This is a genomic window from Peribacillus sp. NPDC097675, from assembly GCF_050277655.1.
Classification (GTDB): Bacteria; Bacillota; Bacilli; order Bacillales; family DSM-1321; genus Peribacillus.
Genome location: NZ_JBNNSK010000007.1, coordinates 150910 through 176290 on the forward strand (window position 1 = coordinate 150910; position 25381 = coordinate 176290).

General features: G+C 41.1%; 28 protein-coding genes and 3 riboswitches. Of the genes, 12 read left to right on the forward strand and 16 right to left on the reverse strand.

Annotated features, from left to right (window positions below):
• Positions 1 to 3 precede the first annotated feature (3 nt).
• From ACQKL5_RS12100 to ACQKL5_RS12145, 10 genes are all read right to left on the reverse strand, one after another.
• Positions 4 to 672 carry a methionine ABC transporter permease gene (locus ACQKL5_RS12100; protein WP_427609008.1) on the reverse strand — a complete coding sequence of 223 codons (669 nt, stop codon included), beginning with the start codon at positions 670 to 672 and terminating at the stop codon, positions 4 to 6.
• Entirely contained in the window at positions 665 to 1699 is a 1035-nt protein-coding gene (locus ACQKL5_RS12105; RefSeq protein ID WP_427609010.1) for a methionine ABC transporter ATP-binding protein, read from the reverse strand. The genes ACQKL5_RS12100 and ACQKL5_RS12105 overlap by 8 nt, the downstream gene beginning before the upstream one ends.
• A 135-nt stretch (positions 1700 to 1834) precedes the next feature.
• Positions 1835 to 1946: riboswitch (SAM riboswitch) on the reverse strand.
• Positions 1947 to 2054: 108 nt separating this feature from the next.
• The gene (locus tag ACQKL5_RS12110) at positions 2055 to 3365 is read right to left on the reverse strand and encodes an O-acetylhomoserine aminocarboxypropyltransferase/cysteine synthase family protein (protein WP_427609012.1); all 1311 of its coding nucleotides are present in this window, start codon (positions 3363 to 3365) and stop codon (positions 2055 to 2057) included.
• A gap of 314 nt (positions 3366 to 3679) precedes the next feature.
• Entirely contained in the window at positions 3680 to 3988 is a 309-nt protein-coding gene (locus ACQKL5_RS12115; RefSeq protein WP_427609013.1) for a thioredoxin family protein, read from the reverse strand.
• Positions 3989 to 4006: 18 nt separating this feature from the next.
• The gene (locus ACQKL5_RS12120; RefSeq protein ID WP_427609014.1) at positions 4007 to 4357 is read right to left on the reverse strand and encodes a toprim domain-containing protein; all 351 of its coding nucleotides are present in this window, start codon (positions 4355 to 4357) and stop codon (positions 4007 to 4009) included.
• A gap of 65 nt (positions 4358 to 4422) precedes the next feature.
• Entirely contained in the window at positions 4423 to 4803 is a 381-nt protein-coding gene (gcvH, locus tag ACQKL5_RS12125) for a glycine cleavage system protein GcvH (RefSeq protein WP_427609015.1), read from the reverse strand.
• A 94-nt stretch (positions 4804 to 4897) separates the two neighbouring features.
• Positions 4898 to 5254, reverse strand: coding sequence for an arsenate reductase family protein (locus ACQKL5_RS12130; protein WP_427609017.1), 357 nt, complete (start codon positions 5252 to 5254; stop codon positions 4898 to 4900).
• Positions 5255 to 5386: 132 nt separating this feature from the next.
• Positions 5387 to 7174, reverse strand: coding sequence for an acyl-CoA dehydrogenase family protein (locus tag ACQKL5_RS12135; RefSeq protein WP_427609018.1), 1788 nt, complete (start codon positions 7172 to 7174; stop codon positions 5387 to 5389).
• Between the two features lie 78 nt (positions 7175 to 7252).
• On the reverse strand, positions 7253 to 8431 hold the full coding sequence (locus ACQKL5_RS12140) for an acetyl-CoA C-acetyltransferase (protein WP_427609020.1): 1179 nt from the start codon (positions 8429 to 8431) through the stop codon (positions 7253 to 7255).
• 76 nt (positions 8432 to 8507) lie between these two features.
• Positions 8508 to 10892, reverse strand: coding sequence for a 3-hydroxyacyl-CoA dehydrogenase NAD-binding domain-containing protein (locus ACQKL5_RS12145; protein ID WP_427609021.1), 2385 nt, complete (start codon positions 10890 to 10892; stop codon positions 8508 to 8510).
• Positions 10893 to 11102: 210 nt separating this feature from the next.
• Between ACQKL5_RS12145 and ACQKL5_RS12150 the strand changes: the two genes are divergently transcribed.
• Positions 11103 to 11234, forward strand: a complete 132-nt coding sequence (locus ACQKL5_RS12150) for a YuzL family protein (RefSeq protein WP_427609022.1) — start codon at positions 11103 to 11105, stop codon at positions 11232 to 11234.
• Between the two features lie 50 nt (positions 11235 to 11284).
• Here ACQKL5_RS12150 and ACQKL5_RS12155 read toward each other — a convergent pair whose 3' ends face one another.
• A complete protein-coding gene (locus ACQKL5_RS12155) occupies positions 11285 to 12202 on the reverse strand; it encodes a proline dehydrogenase family protein (RefSeq protein ID WP_427609024.1) in 918 nt (305 codons plus the stop codon).
• 132 nt (positions 12203 to 12334) lie between these two features.
• Here ACQKL5_RS12155 and ACQKL5_RS12160 point away from each other — a divergent pair, with 132 nt between their 5' ends.
• Together ACQKL5_RS12160 and ACQKL5_RS12165 are read left to right on the forward strand one after the other, a co-directional pair.
• On the forward strand, positions 12335 to 12616 hold the full coding sequence (locus ACQKL5_RS12160) for a hypothetical protein (protein ID WP_427609025.1): 282 nt from the start codon (positions 12335 to 12337) through the stop codon (positions 12614 to 12616).
• A 13-nt stretch (positions 12617 to 12629) separates the two neighbouring features.
• Positions 12630 to 12965, forward strand: coding sequence for a spore coat protein (locus tag ACQKL5_RS12165; RefSeq protein ID WP_402962725.1), 336 nt, complete (start codon positions 12630 to 12632; stop codon positions 12963 to 12965).
• 42 nt (positions 12966 to 13007) lie between these two features.
• Here the strand turns inward: ACQKL5_RS12165 and rodA are convergent, their stop codons facing one another.
• Positions 13008 to 14177, reverse strand: a complete 1170-nt coding sequence (gene rodA, locus ACQKL5_RS12170) for a rod shape-determining protein RodA (RefSeq protein ID WP_427609027.1) — start codon at positions 14175 to 14177, stop codon at positions 13008 to 13010.
• A 113-nt stretch (positions 14178 to 14290) separates the two neighbouring features.
• Between rodA and ACQKL5_RS12175 the strand changes: the two genes are divergently transcribed.
• From ACQKL5_RS12175 to ACQKL5_RS12195, 5 genes are all read left to right on the forward strand, one after another.
• A complete protein-coding gene (locus ACQKL5_RS12175) occupies positions 14291 to 14521 on the forward strand; it encodes a hypothetical protein (RefSeq protein ID WP_427609029.1) in 231 nt (76 codons plus the stop codon).
• 302 nt (positions 14522 to 14823) lie between these two features.
• A complete protein-coding gene (locus ACQKL5_RS12180; RefSeq protein WP_427609031.1) occupies positions 14824 to 15024 on the forward strand; it encodes a helix-turn-helix transcriptional regulator in 201 nt (66 codons plus the stop codon).
• Positions 15024 to 15323, forward strand: coding sequence for a hypothetical protein (locus ACQKL5_RS12185; protein ID WP_427609032.1), 300 nt, complete (start codon positions 15024 to 15026; stop codon positions 15321 to 15323). The genes ACQKL5_RS12180 and ACQKL5_RS12185 overlap by 1 nt, the downstream gene beginning before the upstream one ends.
• 249 nt (positions 15324 to 15572) lie before the next feature.
• On the forward strand, positions 15573 to 16535 hold the full coding sequence (locus ACQKL5_RS12190; protein WP_427609034.1) for a LacI family DNA-binding transcriptional regulator: 963 nt from the start codon (positions 15573 to 15575) through the stop codon (positions 16533 to 16535).
• A gap of 227 nt (positions 16536 to 16762) precedes the next feature.
• Positions 16763 to 16945, forward strand: a riboswitch (Lysine riboswitch).
• 96 nt (positions 16946 to 17041) lie between these two features.
• Positions 17042 to 18493, forward strand: a complete 1452-nt coding sequence (locus ACQKL5_RS12195) for an amino acid permease (RefSeq protein ID WP_427609036.1) — start codon at positions 17042 to 17044, stop codon at positions 18491 to 18493.
• A 55-nt stretch (positions 18494 to 18548) separates the two neighbouring features.
• Here ACQKL5_RS12195 and ACQKL5_RS12200 read toward each other — a convergent pair whose 3' ends face one another.
• The 4 genes from ACQKL5_RS12200 to ACQKL5_RS12215 all read right to left on the reverse strand — a co-directional run bounded on the left by ACQKL5_RS12200 (position 18549) and on the right by ACQKL5_RS12215 (position 21822).
• Positions 18549 to 20231: a glycoside hydrolase family 13 protein gene (locus ACQKL5_RS12200; protein WP_427609037.1), complete on the reverse strand. Its 1683-nt coding sequence runs from the start codon at positions 20229 to 20231 to the stop codon at positions 18549 to 18551.
• A gap of 159 nt (positions 20232 to 20390) precedes the next feature.
• On the reverse strand, positions 20391 to 20930 hold the full coding sequence (locus ACQKL5_RS12205; protein ID WP_427609039.1) for a YhcN/YlaJ family sporulation lipoprotein: 540 nt from the start codon (positions 20928 to 20930) through the stop codon (positions 20391 to 20393).
• 53 nt (positions 20931 to 20983) lie between these two features.
• Entirely contained in the window at positions 20984 to 21304 is a 321-nt protein-coding gene (gene sugE / locus ACQKL5_RS12210; protein ID WP_427609041.1) for a quaternary ammonium compound efflux SMR transporter SugE, read from the reverse strand.
• Between the two features lie 46 nt (positions 21305 to 21350).
• A riboswitch (guanidine-I (ykkC/yxkD leader) is annotated at positions 21351 to 21448 on the reverse strand.
• Positions 21449 to 21492: 44 nt separating this feature from the next.
• Positions 21493 to 21822 carry a DUF948 domain-containing protein gene (locus ACQKL5_RS12215; protein WP_427609043.1) on the reverse strand — a complete coding sequence of 110 codons (330 nt, stop codon included), beginning with the start codon at positions 21820 to 21822 and terminating at the stop codon, positions 21493 to 21495.
• Between the two features lie 256 nt (positions 21823 to 22078).
• Between ACQKL5_RS12215 and ACQKL5_RS12220 the strand changes: the two genes are divergently transcribed.
• From ACQKL5_RS12220 to ACQKL5_RS12235, 4 genes are all read left to right on the forward strand, one after another.
• Positions 22079 to 22618: a PadR family transcriptional regulator gene (locus ACQKL5_RS12220; RefSeq protein WP_427609045.1), complete on the forward strand. Its 540-nt coding sequence runs from the start codon at positions 22079 to 22081 to the stop codon at positions 22616 to 22618.
• A 183-nt stretch (positions 22619 to 22801) separates the two neighbouring features.
• A complete protein-coding gene (locus ACQKL5_RS12225; protein WP_427609047.1) occupies positions 22802 to 23923 on the forward strand; it encodes an ABC transporter permease in 1122 nt (373 codons plus the stop codon).
• Positions 23923 to 24603, forward strand: coding sequence for an ABC transporter ATP-binding protein (locus tag ACQKL5_RS12230; protein ID WP_427609049.1), 681 nt, complete (start codon positions 23923 to 23925; stop codon positions 24601 to 24603). Before ACQKL5_RS12225 ends, ACQKL5_RS12230 begins: the two co-directional genes overlap by 1 nt.
• Before the next feature lie 151 nt (positions 24604 to 24754).
• Positions 24755 to 25375, forward strand: a complete 621-nt coding sequence (locus ACQKL5_RS12235; protein WP_427609051.1) for an RraA family protein — start codon at positions 24755 to 24757, stop codon at positions 25373 to 25375.
• The last annotated feature ends 6 nt before the right edge of the window (positions 25376 to 25381 follow it).

Genomic DNA, 25381 nt, shown 5'->3' on the forward strand with positions numbered 1-25381 from the left:
CCCTTATCGTTTATCCAATTTAGTTGTAAACACATCTCCGATAATCTGAATGACGAAGACGATTATTAATATGACGATCGTCGCTACCAAGGTAACGTCGTTGTGATTCCGTTGATAACCGTCCAGATAGGCTAAGTTACCCAACCCACCTGCTCCTATGACACCGGCCATTGCCGTGTACCCGACCAATGCAATTGATGTTACAGTGATCCCTGAGATGAGTGCAGGCATCGACTCTGGAAGCAGGACTTTAAAAATGATGGTACTTGTTTTGGCCCCCATTGATTTAGCTGCTTCTATGACGCCTTTATCGATTTCACGCAGGCCAATTTCAACCAATCGTGCATAAAATGGAGCGGCACCAATGATCAAAGCCGGTAATGCCGCATCCTCACCAATCATGGAACCGACAATCGATTTAGTGAATGGAATCAATAACACAATCAAGATAAGGAACGGGATGGAGCGGAAAATATTAACGAAAGCACTCAATACCCCATTGATGCCCCGATTCTCCCACATATTCCCCTTACCTGTTAAAAAGAGAAGCAAACCCAATAATATGCCCAGAATAAAGGTAGCTACAACCGAGATACTTGTCATATATAGCGTTTCTTTCGTCGCTTCGATAATGTCTTCCCAATCTACATTCGGCAATAATTCTTCAAGCATGAGTAATCACCTCCACGCCAACTTGCTGTGCTTTTATGAATTCGATTGCGCGGAGCATTTCATCTTCATTACCATCAAGGTGAATAAACAATGTTCCATATGAACCGCTTCTGGTTTGAGAAATTTTCCCTTGGACAATATTGACTTCCAACTCGAAATTACGAACCAATTTGGTGATTAACGGGCTCTCTGCATGATCTCCGACAAATGTCAGCTGAATCACTTTTCCAGCTGGATATCGTTCAAACAAATGCTCCATCGTTTCTCTTGTCTCTTCTGGTTCTGTCACCTGTTGAACAAAACGCTTGGTCATTTGTTCTTTCGGATTTCTGAAAACGTCCAAAACAGCTCCTTGTTCCACTACCCGGCCATTTTCCATCACCGCAACCCGGTTGCAAATTTTACGGATGACATGCATCTCGTGTGTAATCAAGACAATCGTCAATCCCAGTCGCTGGTTGATGTCCACAAGCAATTCCAAGATTGAATCCGTTGTTTGGGGATCCAAAGCGGACGTCGCTTCATCACACAATAGCACTTTCGGGTTATTGGCAAGGGCCCTCGCTATACCAACCCTTTGTTTTTGACCACCACTAAGTTGTGATGGAAAGGCCTTTTCCCTTCCTTCTAGACCGACTAACTTTATCAGTTCATTAACACGTTTGACACGCTCTTGTTTGCCTATTCCCGCAATTTCCAAAGGAAAGGCTATATTTTCCTGCACAGTCCTTGACCACAAGAGGTTAAAGTGTTGAAAAATCATGCTTATCTCTTGACGGGCTTTTCGAAGCTTAGATCCTTTGATAGTGGACACTTCATTTTCTGCAACGACCACCGATCCTTCAGTAGGCGTTTCCAGCCCATTAAGCATCCGGATAAGCGTGCTTTTCCCCGCTCCACTGTACCCTATGATTCCAAAAATCTCACCTTTATTTATCTTTAAATTCACACTATTCACAGCGTGAATCGTTTCATTATTCCCTTTTCCTGTTCGAAAAAGTTTACTAACGTTTGACAATGTAATCATCTATGCTCACCTCTTTATCCAATAAAACCTATGAATTTAGTTGATTTATATTTGTGACATCCTACCATTTATGACTGTAAAGAAATAGAAAAAGCCCTTCTGCATGAGCAGAAAGGCAGGGAAAAGCAGGCCTTCCTCTCATCTCCCAAAGCGATTACGCTTTGTGTGAATTGGCACCTTTCCAAGGAAAATCCTTGTCGGTTGCCGGGTTTCAACGGGCACATCCCTCCACCTCTCTTGATAAGAGCTATATATGGACTATTCTTTTATCATTACGTTCATTTTACTATGGTGAAATTCTATCACAGATAAAAAAGGAGTGCAATGGATAATTACTGAGACACTTGGATTGCTATTAAACTGTTTTTGAGTTCACCGAAACGGTATTCGTCGCTTTTTCAATAGCTTGCTCTAAATCCTCGATTAAATCTTCCACATTTTCTATTCCGATTGATAACCGTACCTGATCTGCACTAACACCTGCTTGAACCAGACCTACCTCGTTCAATTGTTGGTGAGTTGTACTCGCGGGGTGGATAATTAAGCTCTTCGCATCCCCCACATTGGCAACATGTGACCATAACCCCACTGAATTGATGAGTTTCGCCCCCGCTTCACGTCCTCCTTTAATGCCAAATGTCACCACAGATCCAGGTCCCTTAGGCAAGTATTTATCTGCAAGGGCTTTATCGGGATGATCATCATTACCCGGATATGAAACCCAGGAGACTGCCGGATGTTCTTCCAAGAATTGAATGATTGCCCTCGTATTTAAAAGGTGCTCTTTCATCCTTACATGCAGTGTTTCCAAGCCTAGAGTAAACTGGAAGGCACTTTGAGCACTTAAAGTTGGCCCCATATCCCGAAGCAATTGGACACGTGCTTTGGTGATAAAGGCAGCAGGTCCTACTGCCTCGGAGTAGACAAGCCCATCATAACTTGGATCAGGTTCGGTAAAGCCTGGATAGTTAGGTGAATTCCAATCGAATTTACCTCCATCAATAATGACACCGCCTAATGTGGTACCGTTGCCCAATAGCCACTTTGTGGCTGAATGGATGACGATATCCGCTCCGAACTCTATCGGCTGGCACAGATATGGTGTCGCAAAAGTGTTATCGATAATCAATGGGACACCGGATTCATGGGCTATGTCGGCCACCGCTTCTATATCTAGAACCCTTAAACTTGGATTGCCAATCGTTTCAGCGAAAATGGCCTTCGTTCGTGGAGTGATGGCTTTTTTGAAATTTTCCGGATCATCGGGAGAGACGAATTTCACTTTAATTCCGTACTTAGGAAGAGTGTTTTCAAATAGATTATATGTGCCGCCATATAATGTAGAAGCAGCAATAATCTCATCTCCCATAGTAGCAATGTTTAGAATGGCAAGTGTTATCGCAGCCATGCCACTTGCTACTGCCAATCCACCAATGCCTCCTTCCAACAGGGCCATTCTTTCTTCAAAAACGCTGACAGTTGGATTATGAAGCCGTGTATAGATGTATCCACTTTCCTTTAGTCCGAACAGATTCGCCGCATGATCTGTATCTTTGAACAAATAAGCATTGCTTTGATAAATAGGCACAGCACGGGCGCCCGTTTCGTCAAGCTGAAGGCCACCATGCACACTTAAAGTTTCAAAACGGAAATTTTTCTCTGTCATCATTTTCTCCCCTTTTTCTATGGTTTTAGTAGGAATTATTAGGGATGCTATCTCATTGCTTATGAAAAAAGAAGAAGTTTGACCCCTCTTCGCTCTGAATACTCACGCTGAAGGAATTATCTTTAAAAAGCAGAAGTGAAACTATCTTTTTTCTTCTCTTTTACGAACCACTAAACGATTCAACATATACTTATTACAAAATATAGCACTTTAGTCGTAGCCAGTCAACAAACTATTAGAATATTCAATTATTTTATAAAATTACTATATTGCTTTTTGCATACAACAAAAAACCAATCCTACAGGATCGGCTTTTAGCTTATTTCTTTCATCAATCCATATAAATAGGGTACGGACTGAAAGGCATATATTTTCTCGATTAGCTTCCCTTTTCTAAAAAGCAATAAGCAAGGTACACTCTCAATTTCATATTCTTCAGCCAGTGGCTGGACATAATTCATGTTCATCTTTCCTGCCTTCATTTCTGGGAATAGCTCAAGTGTTATGGAAAGCATCCTAGAAGCTACCTGGCAGGTACCGCATAAAGGCGTATAGAGATATAAGCTAAAGGTATCCCCTCGGTCAACAGCCTGCTTAAAATCTTTTTCTTTCCATTCCTCCATCAGTTAATCTTCCATCCTTTAACTTAAGAATTTGGCTTTCACATTCATATTCGCAGTCATAAGCACGGAAGCAATGTGATGTTCTGGGGTATCCTCCACTTCCTTGTACATCTTATCTATGTACAAATGATTCGCTTCGGGCAATTCACGACGAAATTGTTTCCTTAGTTTTTCCCCTGACTCATCTGCATCAAAAAGGATGTAAACATCCCGGCCTATCAATTCATCCACCATTTCATCCAGCTTAGTTAATGAGATTGTGCCGTTCGTACATCTAATTTCCACTTCTTCGTCTAAAACGGAAGCCACTTTTCGTTTATCGGAACGGCCTTCAACAATGATCACTTTATCAGGAATATCCCATTCCATCTCATCACCCCGCCTCAACTCGAATTGAAAAAGAGCAGGCTCTTTAAAGCCTCCCCTCACTTTCTTTAACCGTTTATCAGGCTTTCATATTCGTCGGCACTCATCAGTTGTTCAACCTCATTAGTATCTGATGGTTCAAGCACAATCATCCATGCTTTCTCAAATGGAGATTCATTAACGAATTCAGGATTGTCGTTAAGCTCTTCATTCACTTCAATGACCTTGCCACTGATAGGAGCATAAAGTTCAGAAACCGTTTTAACAGATTCTACACTGCCAAAAGGCTCGTTCGCCTTCAGTTCTGACCCAATCTCTGGAAGTTCCACAAAAACGATGTCCCCCAGTTCGGACTGAGCAAAGGCCGTAATGCCAATGCGTACTTTACCGTCTTCCGTTTTGACCCATTCATGTTCTTTGGTATAACGAAGTTCTTTTGGTGTTGTCATCATTAACTCCCCCATCTTACAGTATTTTTATCTATTACATTATAAGGTAGATTCTTTGTTATGATAAGGAATTGCCAAAATCTTTTGTAAAGTGTCAGTTCCAAGTCTGTTCGAATTGCTCTTCCTTAAAGCCTACTGTCACTTTCGAACCGTCAGTAACAATTGGTCTCTTCAAAAGCATACCATCCGTAGCCAAGATATCTAGCAATTCTGCTTCAGTGGCTTCTTTTAGCTTATCTTTTAAGCCTAGCTCCCGATATTTTTGCCCGCTAGTATTAAAAAACTTCTTCAATTCTAATCCACTACTTTTATAGAGTTGTTCAATTTCTGCCCGAGAAGGGGGATTTTCCACGATATGAATCGCCTCGTATTGCAATTCATGACTATCCAACCACTTCTTTGCATTACGGCATGTGCCGCATTTTGGGTACCAGTATAATGTTAAGCCCATTGTCTCACCACCTACCATTAGAATACCCGTTTTCTGGGGGCAATACAACGAAATACTCTCTCGTACTATCCCACATAAAAGAAAGGGAATACCCGATATCGGCATCCCCTTTCTTGTGCACTTTCCTAATGATTAAAGTGCATATTTCTCATTTTCAATTACTTTTACGGAAGCTTCGCGTTTTTTTGCAATGACATTGATTGGGTTATGTCTAGTCAACTTGCGAAGGGAAGCAAGCATGATGCGAAGTGTATCGCCAGTCTCCACAGCAATCAGGGTTTCTTTAGCATGTTGTTCGATTTCATTGAAAGCTTCTTGTACGAAGATTTCAGTGTAAAGCACTTTTTGTTGGTTCTTTTCTAGACCTGTAGTCGCAATTGCTTTTTCTGTACGTAATACCACTGACTCAGCTGCATAAGCAAGAGAAACGATATCCGCAATATTAGATAGGATTTCTTGTTCTTGATCAAGTTTTTTACCGAATTTTTGTGCAGCAAGGCCGGCAGCCAAAATGCCAATTTTCTTAGCATTTCTAACTAACATTTTTTCTTGTGCCAATGGCTCGTCACCTGGCTCTTCTGGCATCATCATCAATAATTCCTCTTGTAGACCTTGAGCTTTTTGAAGAAGAGGAAGTTCACCTTTTAGGGCTTTTTTCAGGAATGTACCTGGAACCAGTAAACGGTTGATTTCATTCGTTCCTTCAAAGATGCGGTTGATACGAGAATCACGGTATGCTTTTTCAATTTCGTATTCTTGCATGAAGCCGTAACCGCCATGAAGTTGAACTCCCTCATCGGTTACATAATCCAACACTTCTGAAGCGAAGAATTTGTTCAATGAGCACTCGATTGCGTATTCAGCAACTGCTGCAGCCATGGACTTGCCATCTTTTATTTGCTCATCAGTCAGCTTGCTTTGTCGTTGGTCATAAAGGCCGACCGTACGGTAAACAGAGCTTTCTGCTGCATAGATCTTAGAAGCCATCGTCGCTAATTTTTCTTTCGTTAAGTTAAAGTCGGAAATTTTCGTCTTGAACTGTTGACGTTGATTTGTGTAAGCAGCTGTAAGTTCAAGGGCGCGTTTTGAACCACCCACTGCGCCAACACCTAACTTATAGCGGCCAATGTTCAAGATGTTGAAAGCGATGACGTGACCTTTTCCAGCTACACCAAGAAGGTTTTCAACCGGAACCGCTACGTCTTCAAGGATTAATGTACGTGTAGAAGAACTCTTAATCCCCATTTTCTTTTCTTCAGCGCCTGTAGAGACACCTGGATACTCACGTTCTACGATGAAGGCGGAGAATTGTTCCCCGTCGATTTTAGCGTAAACACAGAACACGTCTGCAAATCCGGCATTCGTGATCCATTGCTTTTCTCCATTCAAAATGTAATGAGTGCCTTCAGCATTCAATTTTGCCGTAGTTTTTGCCCCCAACGCGTCAGACCCCGAGCTTGGTTCAGTTAAGGCATAAGCAGCAATTTTTTCACCTGTTGCAAGTAATGGAAGATATTTTTGTTTTTGCTCTTCATTACCGAATAACACGATTGGTAAAGATCCGATCCCTACGTGAGCACCATGGGTAATTCCGAAGCCACCGGCAAGTGCCATTTTTTCCGTGATTAACGCTGAACTAATTTTATCAAGACCAAGTCCGCTATACTCTTCCGGTACGTCAGCACCTAATAATCCAAGTTCCCCAGCATGCTTCAGTAACTTTACTGAACGGTCAAATTCATGATTCTCTATGTGTTCTACTTGTGGAAGAACTTCATTCACTACGAAATCTTCAGAAGTCTTGGCAATCATTTTATGCTCATCAGAGTAATCTTCTGGTGTAAATACTTGATCATACTTTATATCTTCAACTAAAAAGGCTCCACCTTTAATCAAGTTTTCTGTTGTTTGATTGGACATAAAAAATTCCTCCTAATATAGGCTAATTTTATAAAGGACCGGATACAGATGAACGCACCTGCATCCGGATAAAAAGGCTTATGCTAATAATTCGAAAACTCCAGCAGCACCCATACCGCCGCCGATACACATTGTAACGACCCCGAATTGTTGGTTTCTGCGTTTCATTTCATGTAGCAGGCTTAGAGTCAATTTGGCTCCCGAACATCCAAGTGGATGACCTAGTGCAATAGCGCCTCCATTGACGTTGACAATCTCTTCATTCAAGCCAAGCTCGCGAATGATTTGAATCGATTGAGAAGCGAACGCCTCATTCAATTCGAACAAACCAATATCGGATAGCTCAAGACCTGCAAGTTTCAGAGCTTTGGGAATTGCGGCTATCGGCCCGATTCCCATGATTTCCGGTGGAACTCCCGCTACCGCAAAGGAACGGAATTTACCAAGTGGCTTCATACCTAAAGAGGAAGCTTTCTCACCATCCATGACCATGACAGCAGCGGCACCATCACTTGTTTGTGATGAATTTCCCGCTGTAACGGATCCGGTCACAGAGAATGCTGGTCTTAGCTTTTTAAGCACATCGACCGTCGTCCCTTCACGAACGCCCTCATCTTGAGTAAACTGGAATGTTTTTTCCTGTAATTTTAAATCCGGTCCTACAGAACGGAGAGTTACGTCGACCGGCACGATTTCATCGGTGAATTTCCCTTCAGCAATGGCCTTCGCCGCTCTTTGATGGCTGCGTACAGCAAACTCGTCTTGGTCAATACGGGAAATCCCATATTTATTCGCAACCGCTTCCGCTGTGTGTCCCATACCCATATAATATTCAGGTGCCGTTTCAGCAAGATTCGCATTCGGACGGGTAACGTGCCCCATCATCGGTACTAAACTCATGGATTCTGCTCCACCTGCGATGACCGTATCACTTTGTCCGAGCATGATTCTTTCTGCTCCATAAGCAATACTTTGCAATCCACTCGAACAGTAACGATTGATTGTAATGGCCGGTACGGTGTACGGCAAGCCCGCCAACGCTCCAATATTCCTTGCCATATTCAAGCCTTGCTCTGCCTCAGGCATTGCACAACCAATGATCAAATCATCTATATTGCCTTCATAATTACCAGCGCGCTTTAATGTTTCCTTGACCACAATAGCCCCTAAATCATCTGGACGAACGTTAGCAAGAGAACCTTTTTTTGCTCTTCCTACCGGAGTCCTTGCTCCAGCTACTATTACTGCTTCTTTCATGAGGATCCCCCTTACTTCATTTTTAAGCTTTTAACCTATTGAACTATAGTTATATGACTCTATCTTTAACAGTCAGTTAGTTACGAAGTGGTTTTCCCTTAACAAGCATGTGTTGCATCCTTTGTTGGGATTTCGGTGTGGAAATCAATTTTAAGAATGCTTTTTTTTCTAGGTCCAAGATATACTGTTCATCTACTTCTGTACCGAATGGAAGTTTTCCTCCAGCCAGAACGTATGCAAGTTCTTTAGCAATGACCAGATCATGATCGGATAGGAAGCCTGATAGACGCATTGATTCAGCTCCTAAAAGAAGGGCGGCATAACCGGTTTCACCAACCACAGGGATTTTCGTGCGAGTTGGTGCTGTATACCCTTGGTCATACATAGAAATGACGGATTGCTTGGCATCATATAACTGGTGGTCTGAATTGACGCTGATTCGATCGGAAGAACCAAGGAAATTATTTTCCCGTGCTTCTTCAGCAGACGTCGATACCTTGGCCATCGCAACCGTTTCAAATACACGATTCGCTACCTTCTGTAAATCAAAGTCAACACCTTTTGGCATGCTCTTCAAAGTCTTTACATAAAGTTCTTTGGTTCCGCCGCCGCCAGGAATCAAGCCAACTCCAGCTTCTACTAGGCCCATATACGTTTCTGTCGTTGCCTGGATACGAGCAGCAGGAAGTGAAACTTCCGCACCTCCGCCAAGCGTCATATTAAATGGCGCCACTACGACAGGAACCGCACTATACTTAATCTTCAACATAGCTTTTTGGAATTGGCTAATTACCATATCCAATTCGAAAATGTTGTCATCCTGAGCTTCCATCAACATCATGGCGATATTGGCGCCAACACAGAAGTTTTTGCCCTGATTTCCGATGACAAGGCCTTTATAATTCGCTTCGGCTTCGTCGACAGCCGCATTGATCATTTGCATGATATCCAATCCGATTGCATTGTTCGGTGACGTGAACTCCAGAAGTACCACTCCATCGCCAATATCAATCAAACTTGCACCGCTATTTTTCTTAATTACACCTTTTTGCTTCTTGATTGCTTTAAGGTTGATCACCTTTGGATTCTCTTGAAGTTCTTTATATTCACCATTATGATAGTAGGAAACTACACCATTTACTTCTTTATAGAATGAAGTCATGCCTTTTTCCAGCATATCCTTCACCCATTGTGGAACAGCTACCCCTTCTTGTTCCAAGCGGGCTACTGATTTTTCAACACCAATTGCATCCCAGGTTTCAAAAGGTCCTGTCGACCAGCCGAAGCCCCACTTCATCGCTTGATCGATGGCCACGATATCATCAGCAATGTCACCAAGCAGTTGCGCTGAATATACGAGGGCTGGATTCAACACATTCCAAAGCAGATGACCTGCGCGATCCTCACTGTAAACAAGCGCTTTCATTTTATTAGAAAGACCTTTTGCTTGTTTAGCCATTTCTATCGACGGTGTTTTTAATTTTTTCCGTGGCTCGTATTCAAGGGTTTCAGGATTCAATTCAAGGATTTCCTTGCCTTTTTTCAGGAAAAATCCTTGTCCGGACTTGCTTCCAAGCCATCCGTTTTCAAGCATTTTATTCATGAAATCTGGAATGCGGAAAACTTCTTTTTCTTCTCCTTCAACCTGGTCATATACGTTCTTGGCTACATGTGCAAAAGTATCAAGACCAACTACATCAAGCGTACGGAATGTGGCACTCGACGCTCTTCCGATTAACGGACCTGTTACAGAATCCACTTCACCCACGCTGTATCCACCTTTTTGCATTTCACGAAGGGTAACTAGCAACCCGTAAGTACCAATCCGGTTAGCGATAAAGTTGGGCGTATCCTTGGCTTCAACAACGCCTTTACCCAGGACGTCTTCGCCAAATTGCTTCATGTATTCAAGCACTTCAGGAGCAGTGGCTTTAGTTGGAATGACTTCTAGTAGTTTCAAATAGCGTGGAGGATTGAAAAAGTGGGTCCCCAAGAAATGCTTTTGAAAATCTTCGGAACGCCCCTCCGCCATCGCTTCAATCGAAATGCCGGATGTATTGGAAGAAATGATGCTGCCCGGTTTACGATATTTATCAACCTGAGCAAAAACACTTTGCTTCACATCAAGTCTCTCCACGACGACTTCAATGACCCAATCGACTTCATTTAATCGGCTTATATCATCTTCCAGGTTCCCCGCTTCGATTAAGGCAAGATTTCCTTTAGCAGATAACGGAGCTGGTTTTTGTTTTAAAAGCTTAGTAATCGCAGTTTGACTAATGCGGTTACGTACTTGTTTATTTTCTAATGTAAGACCTTTTTTCTTCTCGTCCTCCGTCAGTTCACGAGGTACAATATCCAATAATAAAGTCGGAATGCCGATGTTAGCAAGGTGTGCAGCAATCCCTGATCCCATAACTCCTGACCCTAGAACAGCAGCCTTTCGTATTTGTCGAACCAAGTTCATATCCCCCTTACGCAGTATATTGAATGAATGCTCATTCATTTTTGTCCCAAAAAAATTTTGAATATTTTTTCTTATTACTAATATAGAATAAATTTGGAAATTCTGCAATGATTAAACAGGAAAAAAATATTTTTTTATCTTATGAACTCCTGGTTAGTTTTCATCGTTTAGAAGAAAATAACGAACAGGAGGTGACGTATACTCATGAAGCATAAAAATAATCCGTCTAAAGGAGCCGTAAGTGCCGCAAGTGTGAAGGGAAATGCCGGTCCTGGCGGTGAACGAAACAATGGAAAGAATAAGGTGAACAGCCAGAACAATCAGTTTAAAAAATAGAATCCTAAGCTGGAGTAGCCGTCCCTTATCTGGGGCGGCTCTCACTATTGCTATTTTTTAAGTAGCCCCTTTAGGACAAAAGCAACATTGGCAGGCCTCTCTGCTAGGCGGCGCATAAAATATCCATACCAATCCGTCCCATATGGAACATACACCCTAACTTTATATCCTTCTTCAACTAATTCCATCTGCTTTTCATTTCGGATGCCATATAACATTTGAAATTCAAACCGATCCGTAGTAATTCCATGTTTCTTTACAAGATTTTTCGTAAAGTCAATGATTTTATCATCATGGGTCGCTACAGCTGTATAATTCCCATTTAGCATATGCGTTTTTATGATTTTCTTAAAATTTGCATCCACATCGCTTTTCTCTGGAAAAGCGATCTCTTTTGGTTCTTTATAGGCACCTTTAACGAGTCGTAGGTTTGGATGCCATGCATTTAATTCGTCGATGTCTTTCTCCGTACGATAGAGATAAGCCTGTATAACCGTTCCGATATCATTATATTCAGCCTTGAGATTTTTGAACACTTCCAATGTCGGCTGACAGCGCGGAAAATCTTCCATATCCAGCGTAATGAACACTTGGCTTGCCTTGGCTTCCTCTAAAATCCTTCTCATATTCTTCATGACAACTTGTTCCGAAATATCCAAGCCCATCGAGGTCAGTTTCAAGGATACTTGTGAGTCGAGTTGATTTTGTGAGATGATGCGGATTGCTTCCAAACACTGACTAACCCTCTGTTCTGCTTCTTGCTGATTATCTATGAATTCCCCTAAATGATCGATGGTCACAGATAGTCCTTTTTGGTTTAACTCGGAAATGATTGCTGCAGCCATTTCCAGAGACTCTCCAGCTACAAAGCGGGCTGCCCCAAAACGCAAACCATATCTCCTCGCAGCCTTTGTCAGATGTCTATTCTTTGATAGAAATAGAAACAAGTCCCTCAATATTCGTTCCACTGCACTCCCTCCAAATCGTTGTTTGGAAAAACAGATGCCTATTAATGTATATTCGGACGATTATCCTAATCGAATATAAAAATTAAAAATGGGAAAATTAATCTTGATCAGGCCATATGAGGAGGTAGAATGATGGAACAACAAAATTCAATCAACAGTCAGCAACAAACAACTGGTTTCATGAAACAGCCACCGGACATTGTATCTGTAAAAGACAGTTTATACCTTAGCGATATGCTTTCCTGGAATTTGATTGCGATTAAAAAAGCACATTTTTTCGCGACCCAATGTACAGATCCTCAAGTTATCAATGCATTAACCCGCTGTGGACAAATGCATCAACGCCATTATGACAAGATTTTGTCCCACTTGGATCCAAACCAACAGCAAAATCAACAACAACAATTCCAGTAAAGGAGGTTTACTTATGCCCAATCAAAACAAAGTCCAAAATCCTGAAACACCAATTGCCAAGACACCCGAGATGAATGATCGCGACTTTTTAAATGATATGCTGGCAACAGAGAAGTATTTCTGTAACTCTTTTTCAGTTGCACTTCATGAATTAAGCAATCAAGCTCTATTTCAAGACATTTTCTCAGTCTCAAAAGAAAACCAGGAAATGCAACGGGAACTTTATAATCTAATGTTCGAAAAAGGCTGGTATAGTTTAGAAAAAGCGCAAACCGATAGCTTAAGTCAATCCTACCAACAATTTTCTGGATATAAAAATCAGCTCCCATATGGGTCCAATATTCAGTAAAGATAAAAATAGCCGGCCACGCTAGAGTGGGCCGGCTTCATTTTATATATCTGTCGAAAACATATACTTTTTATAGTGATAGCGTATGCTGAATATTAAGCCCATGGCCATCATATTCCCCATGAGCGAACTTCCTCCATAACTGATAAATGGAAGGGGGATCCCCGTAATCGGTAATATCCCGACCGTCATTCCGATATTTTGGAAAACATGGAACGTCAACATGCTGATGATACCAACGCAAATATATGTATAGAAGTTGTTTCGTGTATCCATTCCGGTTTTTGTAATATGGTAAACCAATAAGAAGAACAAAGAGATAATGATACTGGAACCGATGAAGCCGAATTCTTCCCCGATGATACTAAAGATGAAATCCGAATGACTTTCCGGTAAATATACTTCCCTTGACCCTATGCCCTTGCCCGTGGTCTGCCCTGACCCTATGGCCAGCAAGGATTTCGTCAAATGATACCCTTCCGAACTCGCATAGTTATAAGGATCCAACCAAGAGTAAATACGGCCGAACTGATATGTTTTCACACCTATTTTTTCAAGCAATTCTGGTTGCCAAAGTACGAAATACATGACGGTGGAAATGATAACGAGACCTGCAGTTACAATTGGAAGCAAGATTTTCCACGATATCCCCGAAATGAAAATCATACCGATCATAATTGACAGTAAGACAAGCGAAGTACCCAAATCCGGCTGTTGCATGATTAATAGCAACGGTGCTCCTGTAACAAGTCCTATTTTAACAAGGAGCCAGAGATCCGTTTGAATCGTTTTTAACGTATTTTTAAGGTGATGATTTGAAATAACATTTGCTAAAGCCAAAATAAGAAAAACCTTCATGAATTCTGAGGGCTGTATGGAACCAATTCCCGGGATGATAAACCAACTTTTAGCCCCATTACGTTCAGGTGCAATGGAATCTGGCATAACTAGCAACAATAATAATAGGAATAATCCAAATCCAAATGCGTACCAGGAAATCTTTTTCAACTGATCTGAATCCAGTGTGATGATCCCGAGAACAATCCCGACTCCAACCACATACCAAAAAATTTGTTTTATTAGGAAGTTTTCTTCGTATTGTCCAGTAGTCTGGGCACTATATATCGCCAAACAACTACCAATACATAACAACAGTAATATCGTGACCAAAGAAAAATCTATTCGCGATGAAAATTTATTTTGTTCTTCCATAACTAACTCTCCCTTTAACAAGGTTCCTGCTATCTTTAAATTACACTTACTCATTATACTTTAAACAAAGAAAATCACAACTATATCGAAGGATAGTTTAGAGGCTGCATGGAGTGAAATCATGTGAAACTTGCTATAAGTGTTTCTCCCATGTCCTACTCCGTTTCAAAAGCCTCATCACACCGTTGCTCGGTACAAAAAAGAAAGCTAAACCGAACAAGAAAGCGGACGACGCACTGAACATCCAGCCTGATAAAGAGGAATTAAAAGAGACTAGCTTTAACTGTTTGAAAAAAAGGAAAATCAATAGAAGGTTAACCGTGAAACAACAGCCTGCAACCTAGACGGCCTTTCGCCCCGCCCTTCCTCCACCAATATATATATCGCCTTCCATGGAGAATATGCAACCTCTACGTACAAGACATGGTCAAGGTCGAAAACAATTTGCCCCGACAGAATCATTCACTAAGACAATTCCTGCAGGAAATAGAAAGTGAAATCCTTGAAAAACAGAGTAAAAGTCTTGTCAATCTCAGTATCAGATAAAAATGTAAATTTTTTAACAGGAAATTATTAACATTTTAGATTTTGTAAATTATACTTTACGTATAGTTAGCTTTACATTTTTAAGAAAGGAGAAAAAAATTTGAAAAATAACTTACGGGAATTGCGCAAATCTCACCAACTCACACAAGAAAAGCTGTCCGAACTTACAGGCGTGTCCCGACAGACAATCATTTCGATAGAAACAGGAAGATTCGACCCATCCATCAAGCTTGCTTACAAACTGGCAAAAGTGTTCGATTTGGCTATTGAGGATCTATTTCTTTTTGAGGAGGATATGTAATGGATTTTAACTGGTGGGCTTTTTTAGGTATTATCCTTGGAATTACCGGAGGACTGGCTGGATTATGGGGAGGTCGCCGTGCCGCTGCCAAGCGGCGGGGATTGGATGAACGATTTACCCTCATCCGAACTAAAGCACGGGCAACCAGCTGGTTTTACACCCTTTTGGGGATATATATCTTTTTTTTCTTATTACTATTTGGTGTAAAACTCTCTGTTGCCCCTATTCTAGGCATACTGTTACTTCTTCATCTTGGATCCTGGGCAATTTCGGTTTTTTATTATCAAGCAAAGCTTTAAATCATTTTTTTGATTGTGATTGTACAGCAAGATAGGCGAATCCCAACTCAATCCCACAAAGCATGATCAAACATAGCAGAGTCGTTACCATCGTCATCCCTCCCCCTAAGACTTTTCTTAATCTTAAAGGATGAAACCCTTATCAGAACAAGGATCTATAATCGGGAATTTTCTTCCCACTTTCCCCCTCTTATTGCTCTGAAATGGGTTTCATACATTACACTGTAAAAAAGGAAAATTGGTGATCTAATGACGAATATAAAAAAAATCGCTGAATATGCAGGCGCTTCAATTACTACCGTATCCCGTGTCTTGAATAATCATCCATATGTAAGTGTTGAAAAAAGAAAGAGCGTACTCCAGGCCATTGAAGAATTGAACTATTCGAGAAATATTAATGCCATCCATCTTGCGAAAGGCAAGACCCACTTGATTGGCGTCATCGTACCATACACCAACCATCCCTATTACGGGGCGATCATTCATGGAATAAACAAACAAGCGAATGTTCTTGGGTATCATATTGTCATCTTTCAAACACAATATGAAAGAGAAAAAGAGATTCAAGCATTAAAAATGTTACAAATGAAGCAACTCGACGGCATCATCGTTTGTTCGAGAATTTCAGAAATGAAAGTTCTTCTGGAATATCGGGAATACGGTCCAATCATTTTATGTGAAGATACAACTCCATCTGAATTTTCTTCAATCAGCATCGACCATTATGCCGCCTTTTCCTCGGCCCTCGAATACTTGATAACCAAAGGGTACAAAAGAATAGGATACAGTCTTGGGCGAAAAAAGAGCAGAAATAGTTCTCTCCGGACAAAGGCATATCAAGATTCTTTGAAAAAATACCAACTTACAAGTAAAGATGAATGGCTGTTTGAAGGCAGTTACTACATTAAGGACGGAGAAAAAATCTTTCAGGATTGGGTTGCCATGCAAGATAAGCCGGATGCCATCATCATAACGAACGATGATACGGCAGCTGGATTTATTATTACCGCCCAAAAGTCGGGATTGAAGGTACCTGAAGATGTTGCTATCCTCGGTTTTAATGACGATACCATCAGCGAAATGCTGGACATCACGACCATATCCCTTCCCCTTGAATCGATTGGGCGAATGGCAGTTGACCTTTTTGAAGAACCGGAATTGATCAAACATGTAAAGCTTGGCTTTAGCCTTGTTAAACGAAAAAGCGTTTAATAATCGGAATTATCAGATATTTAATTATATATATATATTATCCACCGAGATATCAAGTAGGGTTTGATTGGCGTCAAATTAGGGAAAAAGATACTTGAAAAATAAACATTGCGCTCTCTAGAGGAATATTTTATAATTTTAATATAGCAAATTTCATTCGATGCCTATCATTTATAAGACATCTCAATGAATTCGCATTTTAAATAATTGAATACTTCCTCATTTACCGATGAGTTAGAGGCTGCGGCTTATAAAAGTAAAACGGACGAGATTCAGGAAAGTTGACGACTCCGTTTGAAAGGATAAGTTGCCGAAGTTTAGAAATATTCCTTGTATTTCTAGGCTGGCGATGTTTTCGAAAAGGAACATCACTGTCACGTTTTTTATAAACGTGGGGAGCTATCTTCGGAAGGATTAAACGGGTTTATTATAAACAGCCGTCGATCTTTTTCGACTGCTGTTTTTTTTATTTCGTTCCCTTCCCATAAAAAGGAGTGTAACATCAATTGGAAAATCCACAAAAAAAATCAAACCCCAGTGAACTGAAAAGGAGCCTGAAAGGTAGGCACCTCATGATGATTTCCCTGGGTGGAACAATAGGTACCGGGCTCTTTTTAGCAAGCGGAGGTGCCATTCATACAGCTGGTCCCGGGGGAGCCTTGGTAGCTTATGCAGTAATCGGCATGATGGTTTTCTTTTTAATGACAAGTCTTGCCGAAATGGCTGCGTATATGCCGGTTGCCGGTTCATTCCGTGTCTATGCATCTAAATTCGTCGATCCTTCTTTCGGTTTTGCGATTGGATGGAATTATTGGTATAACTGGGCCATTACAATAGCGGCTGAACTTGCGGCCGTGGTCCTAATCATGAAATTCTGGTTTCCCGATACTCCTTCGTTTATTTGGAGTGCTATTGCGTTAATCATCATGTTTCTCATTAACTATATGTCTGTTAAGGGATTTGGCGAAGCTGAATACTGGTTTGCGATGATTAAAATCGTCACTGTTATTATTTTCTTAATCACTGGGTTTTTAATCATTTTTGGCATCATGGGTGGAAAAGATCCGATTGGCTTTTCTAATTTCACCATGGGAGATGGGCCTTTTAATGGAGGATTCTTTACCATTCTGGGAGTCTTTATGGCAGCCGGATTTTCCTTCCAGGGAACGGAATTGCTTGGAGTAACCGCCGGAGAAAGTGAAAATCCGGAAAAGAACATCCCTAGAGCGATCAAATCTGTTTTTTGGCGCATTATCCTTTTCTATATCCTTGCAATCTTTGTCATCGGAATGGTCATTCCATTCACGGATGCCCGGTTGTTAAGTGAAGATGTTGCCGTCAGTCCATTTACGCTTGTATTTGAACGTGCAGGCCTTGCTTTTGCCGCAGCTGTTATGAACGCTGTCATCTTAACTTCCGTCCTTTCAGCTGGGAACTCAGGTATGTATGCCTCAACCCGTATGCTATGGGATTTAGCACGTGATGGAAAAGCACCGAAGTTCCTTGGAAAGCTAGATAAAAGAGGCGTCCCTGTAAATGCCCTTATCGTGACTTCCCTAGTCGGCTGTCTTGCCTTCTTGGCTTCCTTTTTCGGTGACGGCGTCGTTTATATTTGGTTACTGAACGCTTCAGGAATGGCCGGTTTCGTTACATGGGTCGGAATTGCCATCGCTCACTATCGTTTCCGGAAAGCTTATGTGGCGCAAGGACTTGATATAAATGACCTGCCTTACCGATCAAGAATCTTTCCATTCGGACCGATTCTCGCCCTTGTCCTTTGCCTCTTCATTATCCTAGGACAAGGCTATCAAGCCTTCAGCACCGACGGGATCGATTGGAACTCCATGTTCGTTTCCTATATCGGACTTCTTTTATTCTTTGTAGTATGGTTAGGGTATAAAATCAAGCATAAATCCAAAATCATTCCACTTAAGGAATGCGATTTAAAAGTAAAATAAGCGTATAAAAAGGACCTGACATTCTCTTTGGAAGAGAAATCAGGTCCTTTTCTTCTTATTTCAGATGATAGACTCGGCATTCATATGGACGTAAGGGGTCGGAGGAGATTCCCTTGTCCTTTTCCTGTTCATAATTGCTGATTAATAAAGTGGCGGATAGTGAATCTAGCTCTATCGGCGACTTAAAATCCCCTTCAAACCCCTTGAAGTTGCATATCACAAGGAGCTTTTCCTCACCAAGCGTTCTCGTATAGGCAAAAATTTGTTCATCATCAGGACACAGCAAGTCATAACGACCATACACGATAATATCATGTTGTTTACGTAGCTCAATGAGCTTTTTATAAAATTGAAAAATGGATTCACGATCATTATAGGCATTTACTGCATTGATTTCTGGATAGTTAGCATTCACCCCTATCCATGGGGTTCCCGTTGTAAAGCCTGCATTCCGATTGTCGTTCCACTGTATGGGAGTCCTAGCATTATCTCGGCTGCGGGCATGAATCGCAGCCATCATCCTTTCTTCGGACCACCCGTAATTATTCACCAAGTCCTCATAGGAATTCAACGTTTCAATATCCTGGTAGTCTTCAATGCTTTGAAACGTTATATTCGTCATTCCGATTTCTTCACCTTGATAAATATAAGGGGTTCCTTTTAGCATATGAAGGCAGGCCGCAAGCATCTTTGCACTTTCGACCCGGTACGTTCCATCGTCTCCGAACCTGGATACGACCCTTGGTTGGTCATGGTTATTCCAATATAGACTGTTCCATCCTCCTTCTTCGAGTCCGTATTGCCACTTAGAGAGTATCCGCTTTAAATCACTCAGTTCCCACTTGGAATTATTCCATTTGCCTTCCGGTCCTGATCCCACATCCATATGCTCGAATTGAAAGACCATATGTAGTTCATTACGATCTTTCCCCGTGTATAATAATGCCTCTTCAGGAGTGACACCCGGCATTTCACCTACCGTAATCAGATCATAATGTGAAAGGACACGTTGGTTGATTTCTTGTAAAAACTCATGGATACGGGGCCCATTCATGAAATACGGGCTTCCATCTCCATACTGTTTTCCCTCCGCAACAACACCATCCAAATATCTTTGGTCCTTCGAAATGAAATTTATGACATCCATCCGGAAACCATCGACCCCTTTATCGAGCCACCACTTCATCATGCTATAAATTTCTTCTCGTAGATTTGGATTTTCCCAATTTAAATCTGGTTGTTTTTTACTGAATAGATGAAGATAATACTCGTCCGTCAATTCATCATATTTCCAGGCAGGGCCTTTGAAGACGGATTCCCAGTTGTTTGGTTCCTTGCCTTCCTTCCCTTTTCTCCAAATATAGTAATCTCGCTTCGGATCATCAATGGAAGAACGGGAAGCTTTGAACCAAGGATGTTCATCTGATGTATGATTGATAACCAGATCCATCATGATTTTCATTCCCCGTTCATGGATGGCGCTCAATAATCGATCAAAATCTTCCATTGTGCCAAACTCTTTCATGATCGCCTGATAATCACTGACGTCATATCCATTATCATCATTGGGGGATTGGTATATAGGAGAAAGCCAAATTACATCCACACCAAGTGTCTGTAAATAATCAAGCTTCATTAAGATTCCTTTCAAGTCTCCTATCCCGTCTCCATCACTATCCATGAAGCTTCTAGGGTACACTTGATACACGACCGCCTCTTTCCACCAAGTTTTATCCATGTGTCAGCCACTCCCTTATTTAGGTTTTACATAATTATACAACAACCTTTCCATTATAAAGAGTGAAACTTCAGATTATTACCCATAACAATTTTTATTCAAAAAAATTACCCAGTCTATTTTATTAGACTGGGTAACTCCTGAGCGTTCATGCCTTTATCAGTGCGACGACGGAAAAACCCTATTTACTAGATCCTGAAATTCAGATGTGAATCCTTTAATTGGTTTTCCATTTTTTACATCCTTAACATAATGATCCATTCTGTCAACGAATTCTGGGTTCGTCGATACACGGACATCTTCAATGGATGCATCCGTATTTCTTACCGCACTGGCAATTTTATCTTTTACATCTGTAGTAAGCTTTCCTTTTTTAAGCACAGCACCAACGTATGCGTGATGATCAGTCACGATTACACTAGCTCTTTTTACTTCCTTCAAGTCTTCAATACGATTCGCTATATCCTCATGGACCATGAACTGATTGTTTGTATCTTGATTGGGATTATTAATTTGATTTGTATCTGATCTGTCATTAACATTTCTCGTTGGATTATAGCCACTTTGACTTAAATCTCTATCTTGATTGGTTCGATTCAGCCCAAGGTTTTCATTTGCTCCTTCATTTTCATTCGCAGAACAGCCTGTAATGAATAAAGCAATCATCGCGCTCGATATCACTGCTTTGTATTTTTTCATCTTTTCACTCCTCACAAATGGTTTCATCTTACTATTTGCGAAGAGTGAAAGATTTATTCAGAGGAGGTGATTTTCAACCCTAGGATCCCCACTACAATACATCCAACGAAAACAAGGCGCATCGCATCTTTTGGCTCGTTAAAAGCTATGATGCCCACCAATACCGCGCCGACTGCTCCTATTCCTGTCCAGATGGCATAAGCTGTCCCCATCGGCAGAGTCTTTATCGCCGAAGACAAAAAATAAAAGCTAATGATCATGCCTGTAATCGTAATGACAGAAGGAACTAATTTCGTGAAACCTTCCGTATACTTTAAACTCGTTGCCCAAACCACTTCAAATAATCCTGCAATAACTAGTTGGATCCAAGCCATCATTTTCCCTCCAAATACAGAAAAAGCCCGGAAGGTCACAAACATAACCTCCCGGGCTTTTATCCCTCCGTGTACGCAAAATTTCTGCGCGTCTCTCTCGGACCAGTCCGGCTTAGGAACCGCGGAACCCTAGAAACTTTTTATTACCTGTACTATAGCATTACCTATAAAAAGGAGTCAAACCTTCTTTACCCATTTCGTCTACTTGTGAATGTTCTTTTTTCCCCTTTAATGGTATGCCAGATATTTTTAAATGGTTCAGGTGTTTGCTTAGCAGCGTCCACCGTATATTGAACGGCTTCTTTTTTATATTGAACATCTTCTGTGATTTCCTGCTGTGTCTCCGCAAGATGATCCGTCTCCGACTTAATCTGATCTGTTTTCGCCTGAATGCGCGTAACAGTTTCGTTTACATTATCAATGGTTGGTTTAGAAGCCTTAAATGTCTTAAAAGCAAAAATCGCTAAATAAATGATTGATCCAATAAAGAGAGCCAGACTAATATATACAATGATCACGTATCGTTTCCTCCTTCTTCTCTTCTTTCCTTTACTATACCCATTATACACGTTAGAAAACAGTGGACTTCCCATTCCCCATAAGCTGAATGCCCATTGCTAGTCTGAACATTCACCTAGGAGACATATATCCTGTTTGATGCTCATAGAATCCATCTTGCTATAGGCTTCGCAACTCAATCCACCCACTCTCTCTATAGTTTTATTGTAAAACATGCTACTATAAGCGTAGGATATCATCGGAAAGGGGCCCATTATGGATACTCGATCACTCATTTTACTTGGATTACTTATGGCCCAGAGTCAACATGGCTACCAAATCAATGAGTTCATAGAAAGAAACCTAAGCACCATTACAGATATGAAAAAACCAACCGCCTATGCGACACTAGATAAATTAAGTAAGCAAGGCTACATTGAGGTACATACAGAACAAGAAGGCAACAGGCCACCTCGTAAAGTGTATTCCATTAATGAAAAGGGAAAACAATATTTTTACGAATTGCTCATTCAAAATCTCTCTTCAGCAGAAAGTGTAAAATTTAATGGAGATATCGGCCTGATGTTCATTGACCACCTGCCATTGGAAAAGGTCATCCCAGCTCTCGAAAACAAACTCGCCGAAAATTCGAAGCTAATTACCATGTTAAAAAAGACTCCCGTACACGGTTCAGGTCACGGCGTCGATTTTGCCGTTGCTCATAAGATCGCCATGCTTGAAGCAGAAACTGAATTTATCCAGAAAACCGTACTCACCCTCCATAACCAGTTGAAAGAACTGGGCAATAAAATATGATATATTCCAATCCTCGCCAAGTAGCGTGCTATTTTCTACTCGGCGAGGATTTTTTTCTGTATTTTACTTACCGACCTTAAATGGACGTCAGAATTTCTAATTGACTATTAAATTGGTCGGTACTATACTTTAGAGGTATTAGTCACAACTGATTAATCATAATAATAATAAAGAGGTGTTACCATGTATCTTGCTATAAAGGAACTCAAGCACGGAAAATTGCGTTTCATGATGATAGGTATCATTCTAGTGCTCATATCTTGGCTAGTCTTCATCCTTTCAGGACTAGGCAACGGCCTTTCTACATTAAGTGCCGCATCGTTCAAGAATATGGATGCAGATTATGTAGTATTTGAAGAAGGATCGCGGAATTCGATGACGCGTTCCATGTTTAGTGGAGATCTTGCAGATGAACTGAAGGAATTCCCGGAAGTCCAAGCTGTAACCCCTATGGGACATTCAATGGCAACTATTTTAAAAGGGGATACAAATGCAACGGAGGATAAAACGGATATCGCCTTGCTTGCGATAGAACCCGGTAGCTTCCTGGAGCCTGAAATCATTGAAGGGCATGCTCTATCTAAAGATCATCCCGATGGTGTTGTCGTAAATGATTCATTCAAGGAAGCAGGCTTTGAGCTTGGCGATACCTTGGAAATGGAAGGAACGAAAGAGAAAGTTACAATCGTTGGGTTTACAGAAGATCAAACATACAATCATGTAACATCCGTTTTTACAACTTTCGATAAATGGCGGAGCATTCATTATGCAGCTCCTGGGTCCGATAACGGAGTCAATGAACCTGTTAATGCCATTATGCTTCAAGGCAAGGATATCGACATCGACGCAATAAATAAAGAATTCAAGGGAAATGAAATCGTTACAAAATCCGAAGCGATTCAAGGGATGCCAGGTTACGTTGAAGAAAACGGGACAATTATGATGATGCTCGTCTTCCTTCTTGCCATTTCAGCTTTCGTCCTAGGTGTATTCTTCTATGTACTAACGCTGCAAAAATCCAATCAATTCGGCATCATGAAAGCGATTGGCGCAAGCAACGGGTTCCTTGGTAAAGCGATTGTTTCCCAAGTGTTCCTATTATCACTTATCAGTATAATCGTAGGTATCCTCTTAACATATGGTACAGCTCTAATATTACCAGAGGGCATGCCATTTGAACTTGATGCGAAGTTAGTGATCATCTACAGCATAATTTTACTTATCATATCCGTTGTAAGTTCATGGATTTCAGTTCGTAAAATTACAAAAATCGATCCATTACAAGCTATTGGGAGGGCAGAATAATGACTGGATTACAACTTGAACATGTATCGAAATTTTATGAAGAGGGTGGCCATAAGATTGCGGCCCTTCAAGATGTTTCTTTGTCCGTCGAACAGGGGGAATTTGTGGCCGTCATTGGTCCATCCGGTTCTGGTAAAAGTACCTTCCTTTCCATAGCAGGAGCCCTCCTTCAAGCTTCTGCAGGCACAGTTAGCCTGAATGGTAAGGACCTAAGTGGCCTCAATGCAAAAGAACTGGCCAATGTCCGTTTGAAGGATATCGGTTTTATTTTACAAACGTCGAACCTTGTACCGTATTTAACGGTACTTGACCAATTACTTGTCGTAAAAAAAATGGCCGGTAAGATTACCAAAGAAGATAAAGCATTTGCTAAAAGCTTACTTACCGATTTAGGTCTAGGAAGTAAAATGAGTAAGTTTCCAAACGAGCTATCAGGCGGTGAACGCCAGCGGACAGCCATCGCTAGAGCCTTCATGAATCAGCCCAATATCATACTTGCGGATGAACCAACAGCAAGCCTTGATTCAAAACGCGGACATGAAGTCGTTCAACTTATAGCAAAGGAAGTTAAATCACGTAAAAAAGCGGCTATCATGGTGACCCATGATGAACGCATGCTTCAATATTGCGATAAAGTGTACCGTATGGAAGACGGCCAATTATCACTGGTATCCATCTAATAGTAAAGCCCATCCTTATTGCAAGGATGGGCTTTACTATTGGAATCCTCTCCTAAAATACCTAGCGTACATCCTCGAGAATTAATTTTCCGAAAATTATGTTAATATGTATAATTAGATATGTTCATTAGAATTTCAGGGAGATGAGGGCATGGACCATTTAATCAAACAGTTCAAAGAGATTCCCACCACAGCCATTTCAGATGCAATGGAAGGATTGAATAACCTAGATTCAGACATTAAACCATTAAAGGAGGAATTTAGGTTCGCCGGACGTGCTTTACCCGTACAATTACCTGTTGGAGATAACACAGCTGTATTAAAAGCTATCGGTGTTGCACAACCAGGGGATATATTGGTTGTCGATAGCAAAGGAGATACTTATCGGGCCATCGCAGGTGATTTCGTTATTGGAATGATGAAGACGATGAATATTGGCGCACTTGTGGTCGATGGTGTGATACGTGATCTTCAAGCCATTAAAGCATTGGATTTCCCTGTATTCAGTAGAGGAACCACGGTTGCCTCAAGTGGTAAAGCTGGCCATGGAGTAATCAATTTGCCTATTTCTTGTGGTGGAGTTACTGTAAACCCAGGTGACTTGATTATCGGAGATACCGATGGAGTGGTGGTCGTCCCTCAGTCAAGCTGTGAAGAAATTTTGGAAAAAGCAAAAGATAAACTACGGAAAGATGAACAACGTGCTGAGAAATATGCCGGAAACCCAGAAGCCATCCGAAAGTACATTGAAATGATGACATCAAAACCTTAACTATTC

Coding starts and splice junctions, on each gene's coding strand:
- ACQKL5_RS12100 (WP_427609008.1), bottom strand. CDS start 672: ATGCTTGAAGAATTATTGCCGAATGTAGATTGGGAAGACATTATCGAA.
- ACQKL5_RS12105 (WP_427609010.1), bottom strand. CDS start 1,699: ATGATTACATTGTCAAACGTTAGTAAACTTTTTCGAACAGGAAAAGGG.
- ACQKL5_RS12110 (WP_427609012.1), bottom strand. CDS start 3,365: ATGACAGAGAAAAATTTCCGTTTTGAAACTTTAAGTGTGCATGGTGGC.
- ACQKL5_RS12115 (WP_427609013.1), bottom strand. CDS start 3,988: ATGGAGGAATGGAAAGAAAAAGATTTTAAGCAGGCTGTTGACCGAGGG.
- ACQKL5_RS12120 (WP_427609014.1), bottom strand. CDS start 4,357: ATGGAATGGGATATTCCTGATAAAGTGATCATTGTTGAAGGCCGTTCC.
- gcvH (WP_427609015.1), bottom strand. CDS start 4,803: ATGACAACACCAAAAGAACTTCGTTATACCAAAGAACATGAATGGGTC.
- ACQKL5_RS12130 (WP_427609017.1), bottom strand. CDS start 5,254: ATGGGCTTAACATTATACTGGTACCCAAAATGCGGCACATGCCGTAAT.
- ACQKL5_RS12135 (WP_427609018.1), bottom strand. CDS start 7,174: ATGTCCAATCAAACAACAGAAAACTTGATTAAAGGTGGAGCCTTTTTA.
- ACQKL5_RS12140 (WP_427609020.1), bottom strand. CDS start 8,431: ATGAAAGAAGCAGTAATAGTAGCTGGAGCAAGGACTCCGGTAGGAAGA.
- ACQKL5_RS12150 (WP_427609022.1), top strand. CDS start 11,103: ATGAAGCATAAAAATAATCCGTCTAAAGGAGCCGTAAGTGCCGCAAGT.
- ACQKL5_RS12160 (WP_427609025.1), top strand. CDS start 12,335: ATGGAACAACAAAATTCAATCAACAGTCAGCAACAAACAACTGGTTTC.
- ACQKL5_RS12165 (WP_402962725.1), top strand. CDS start 12,630: ATGCCCAATCAAAACAAAGTCCAAAATCCTGAAACACCAATTGCCAAG.
- rodA (WP_427609027.1), bottom strand. CDS start 14,177: ATGGAAGAACAAAATAAATTTTCATCGCGAATAGATTTTTCTTTGGTC.
- ACQKL5_RS12185 (WP_427609032.1), top strand. CDS start 15,024: ATGGATTTTAACTGGTGGGCTTTTTTAGGTATTATCCTTGGAATTACC.
- ACQKL5_RS12190 (WP_427609034.1), top strand. CDS start 15,573: ATGACGAATATAAAAAAAATCGCTGAATATGCAGGCGCTTCAATTACT.
- ACQKL5_RS12200 (WP_427609037.1), bottom strand. CDS start 20,231: ATGGATAAAACTTGGTGGAAAGAGGCGGTCGTGTATCAAGTGTACCCT.
- ACQKL5_RS12205 (WP_427609039.1), bottom strand. CDS start 20,930: ATGAAAAAATACAAAGCAGTGATATCGAGCGCGATGATTGCTTTATTC.
- sugE (WP_427609041.1), bottom strand. CDS start 21,304: ATGGCTTGGATCCAACTAGTTATTGCAGGATTATTTGAAGTGGTTTGG.
- ACQKL5_RS12220 (WP_427609045.1), top strand. CDS start 22,079: ATGGATACTCGATCACTCATTTTACTTGGATTACTTATGGCCCAGAGT.
- ACQKL5_RS12225 (WP_427609047.1), top strand. CDS start 22,802: ATGTATCTTGCTATAAAGGAACTCAAGCACGGAAAATTGCGTTTCATG.
- ACQKL5_RS12230 (WP_427609049.1), top strand. CDS start 23,923: ATGACTGGATTACAACTTGAACATGTATCGAAATTTTATGAAGAGGGT.
- ACQKL5_RS12235 (WP_427609051.1), top strand. CDS start 24,755: ATGGACCATTTAATCAAACAGTTCAAAGAGATTCCCACCACAGCCATT.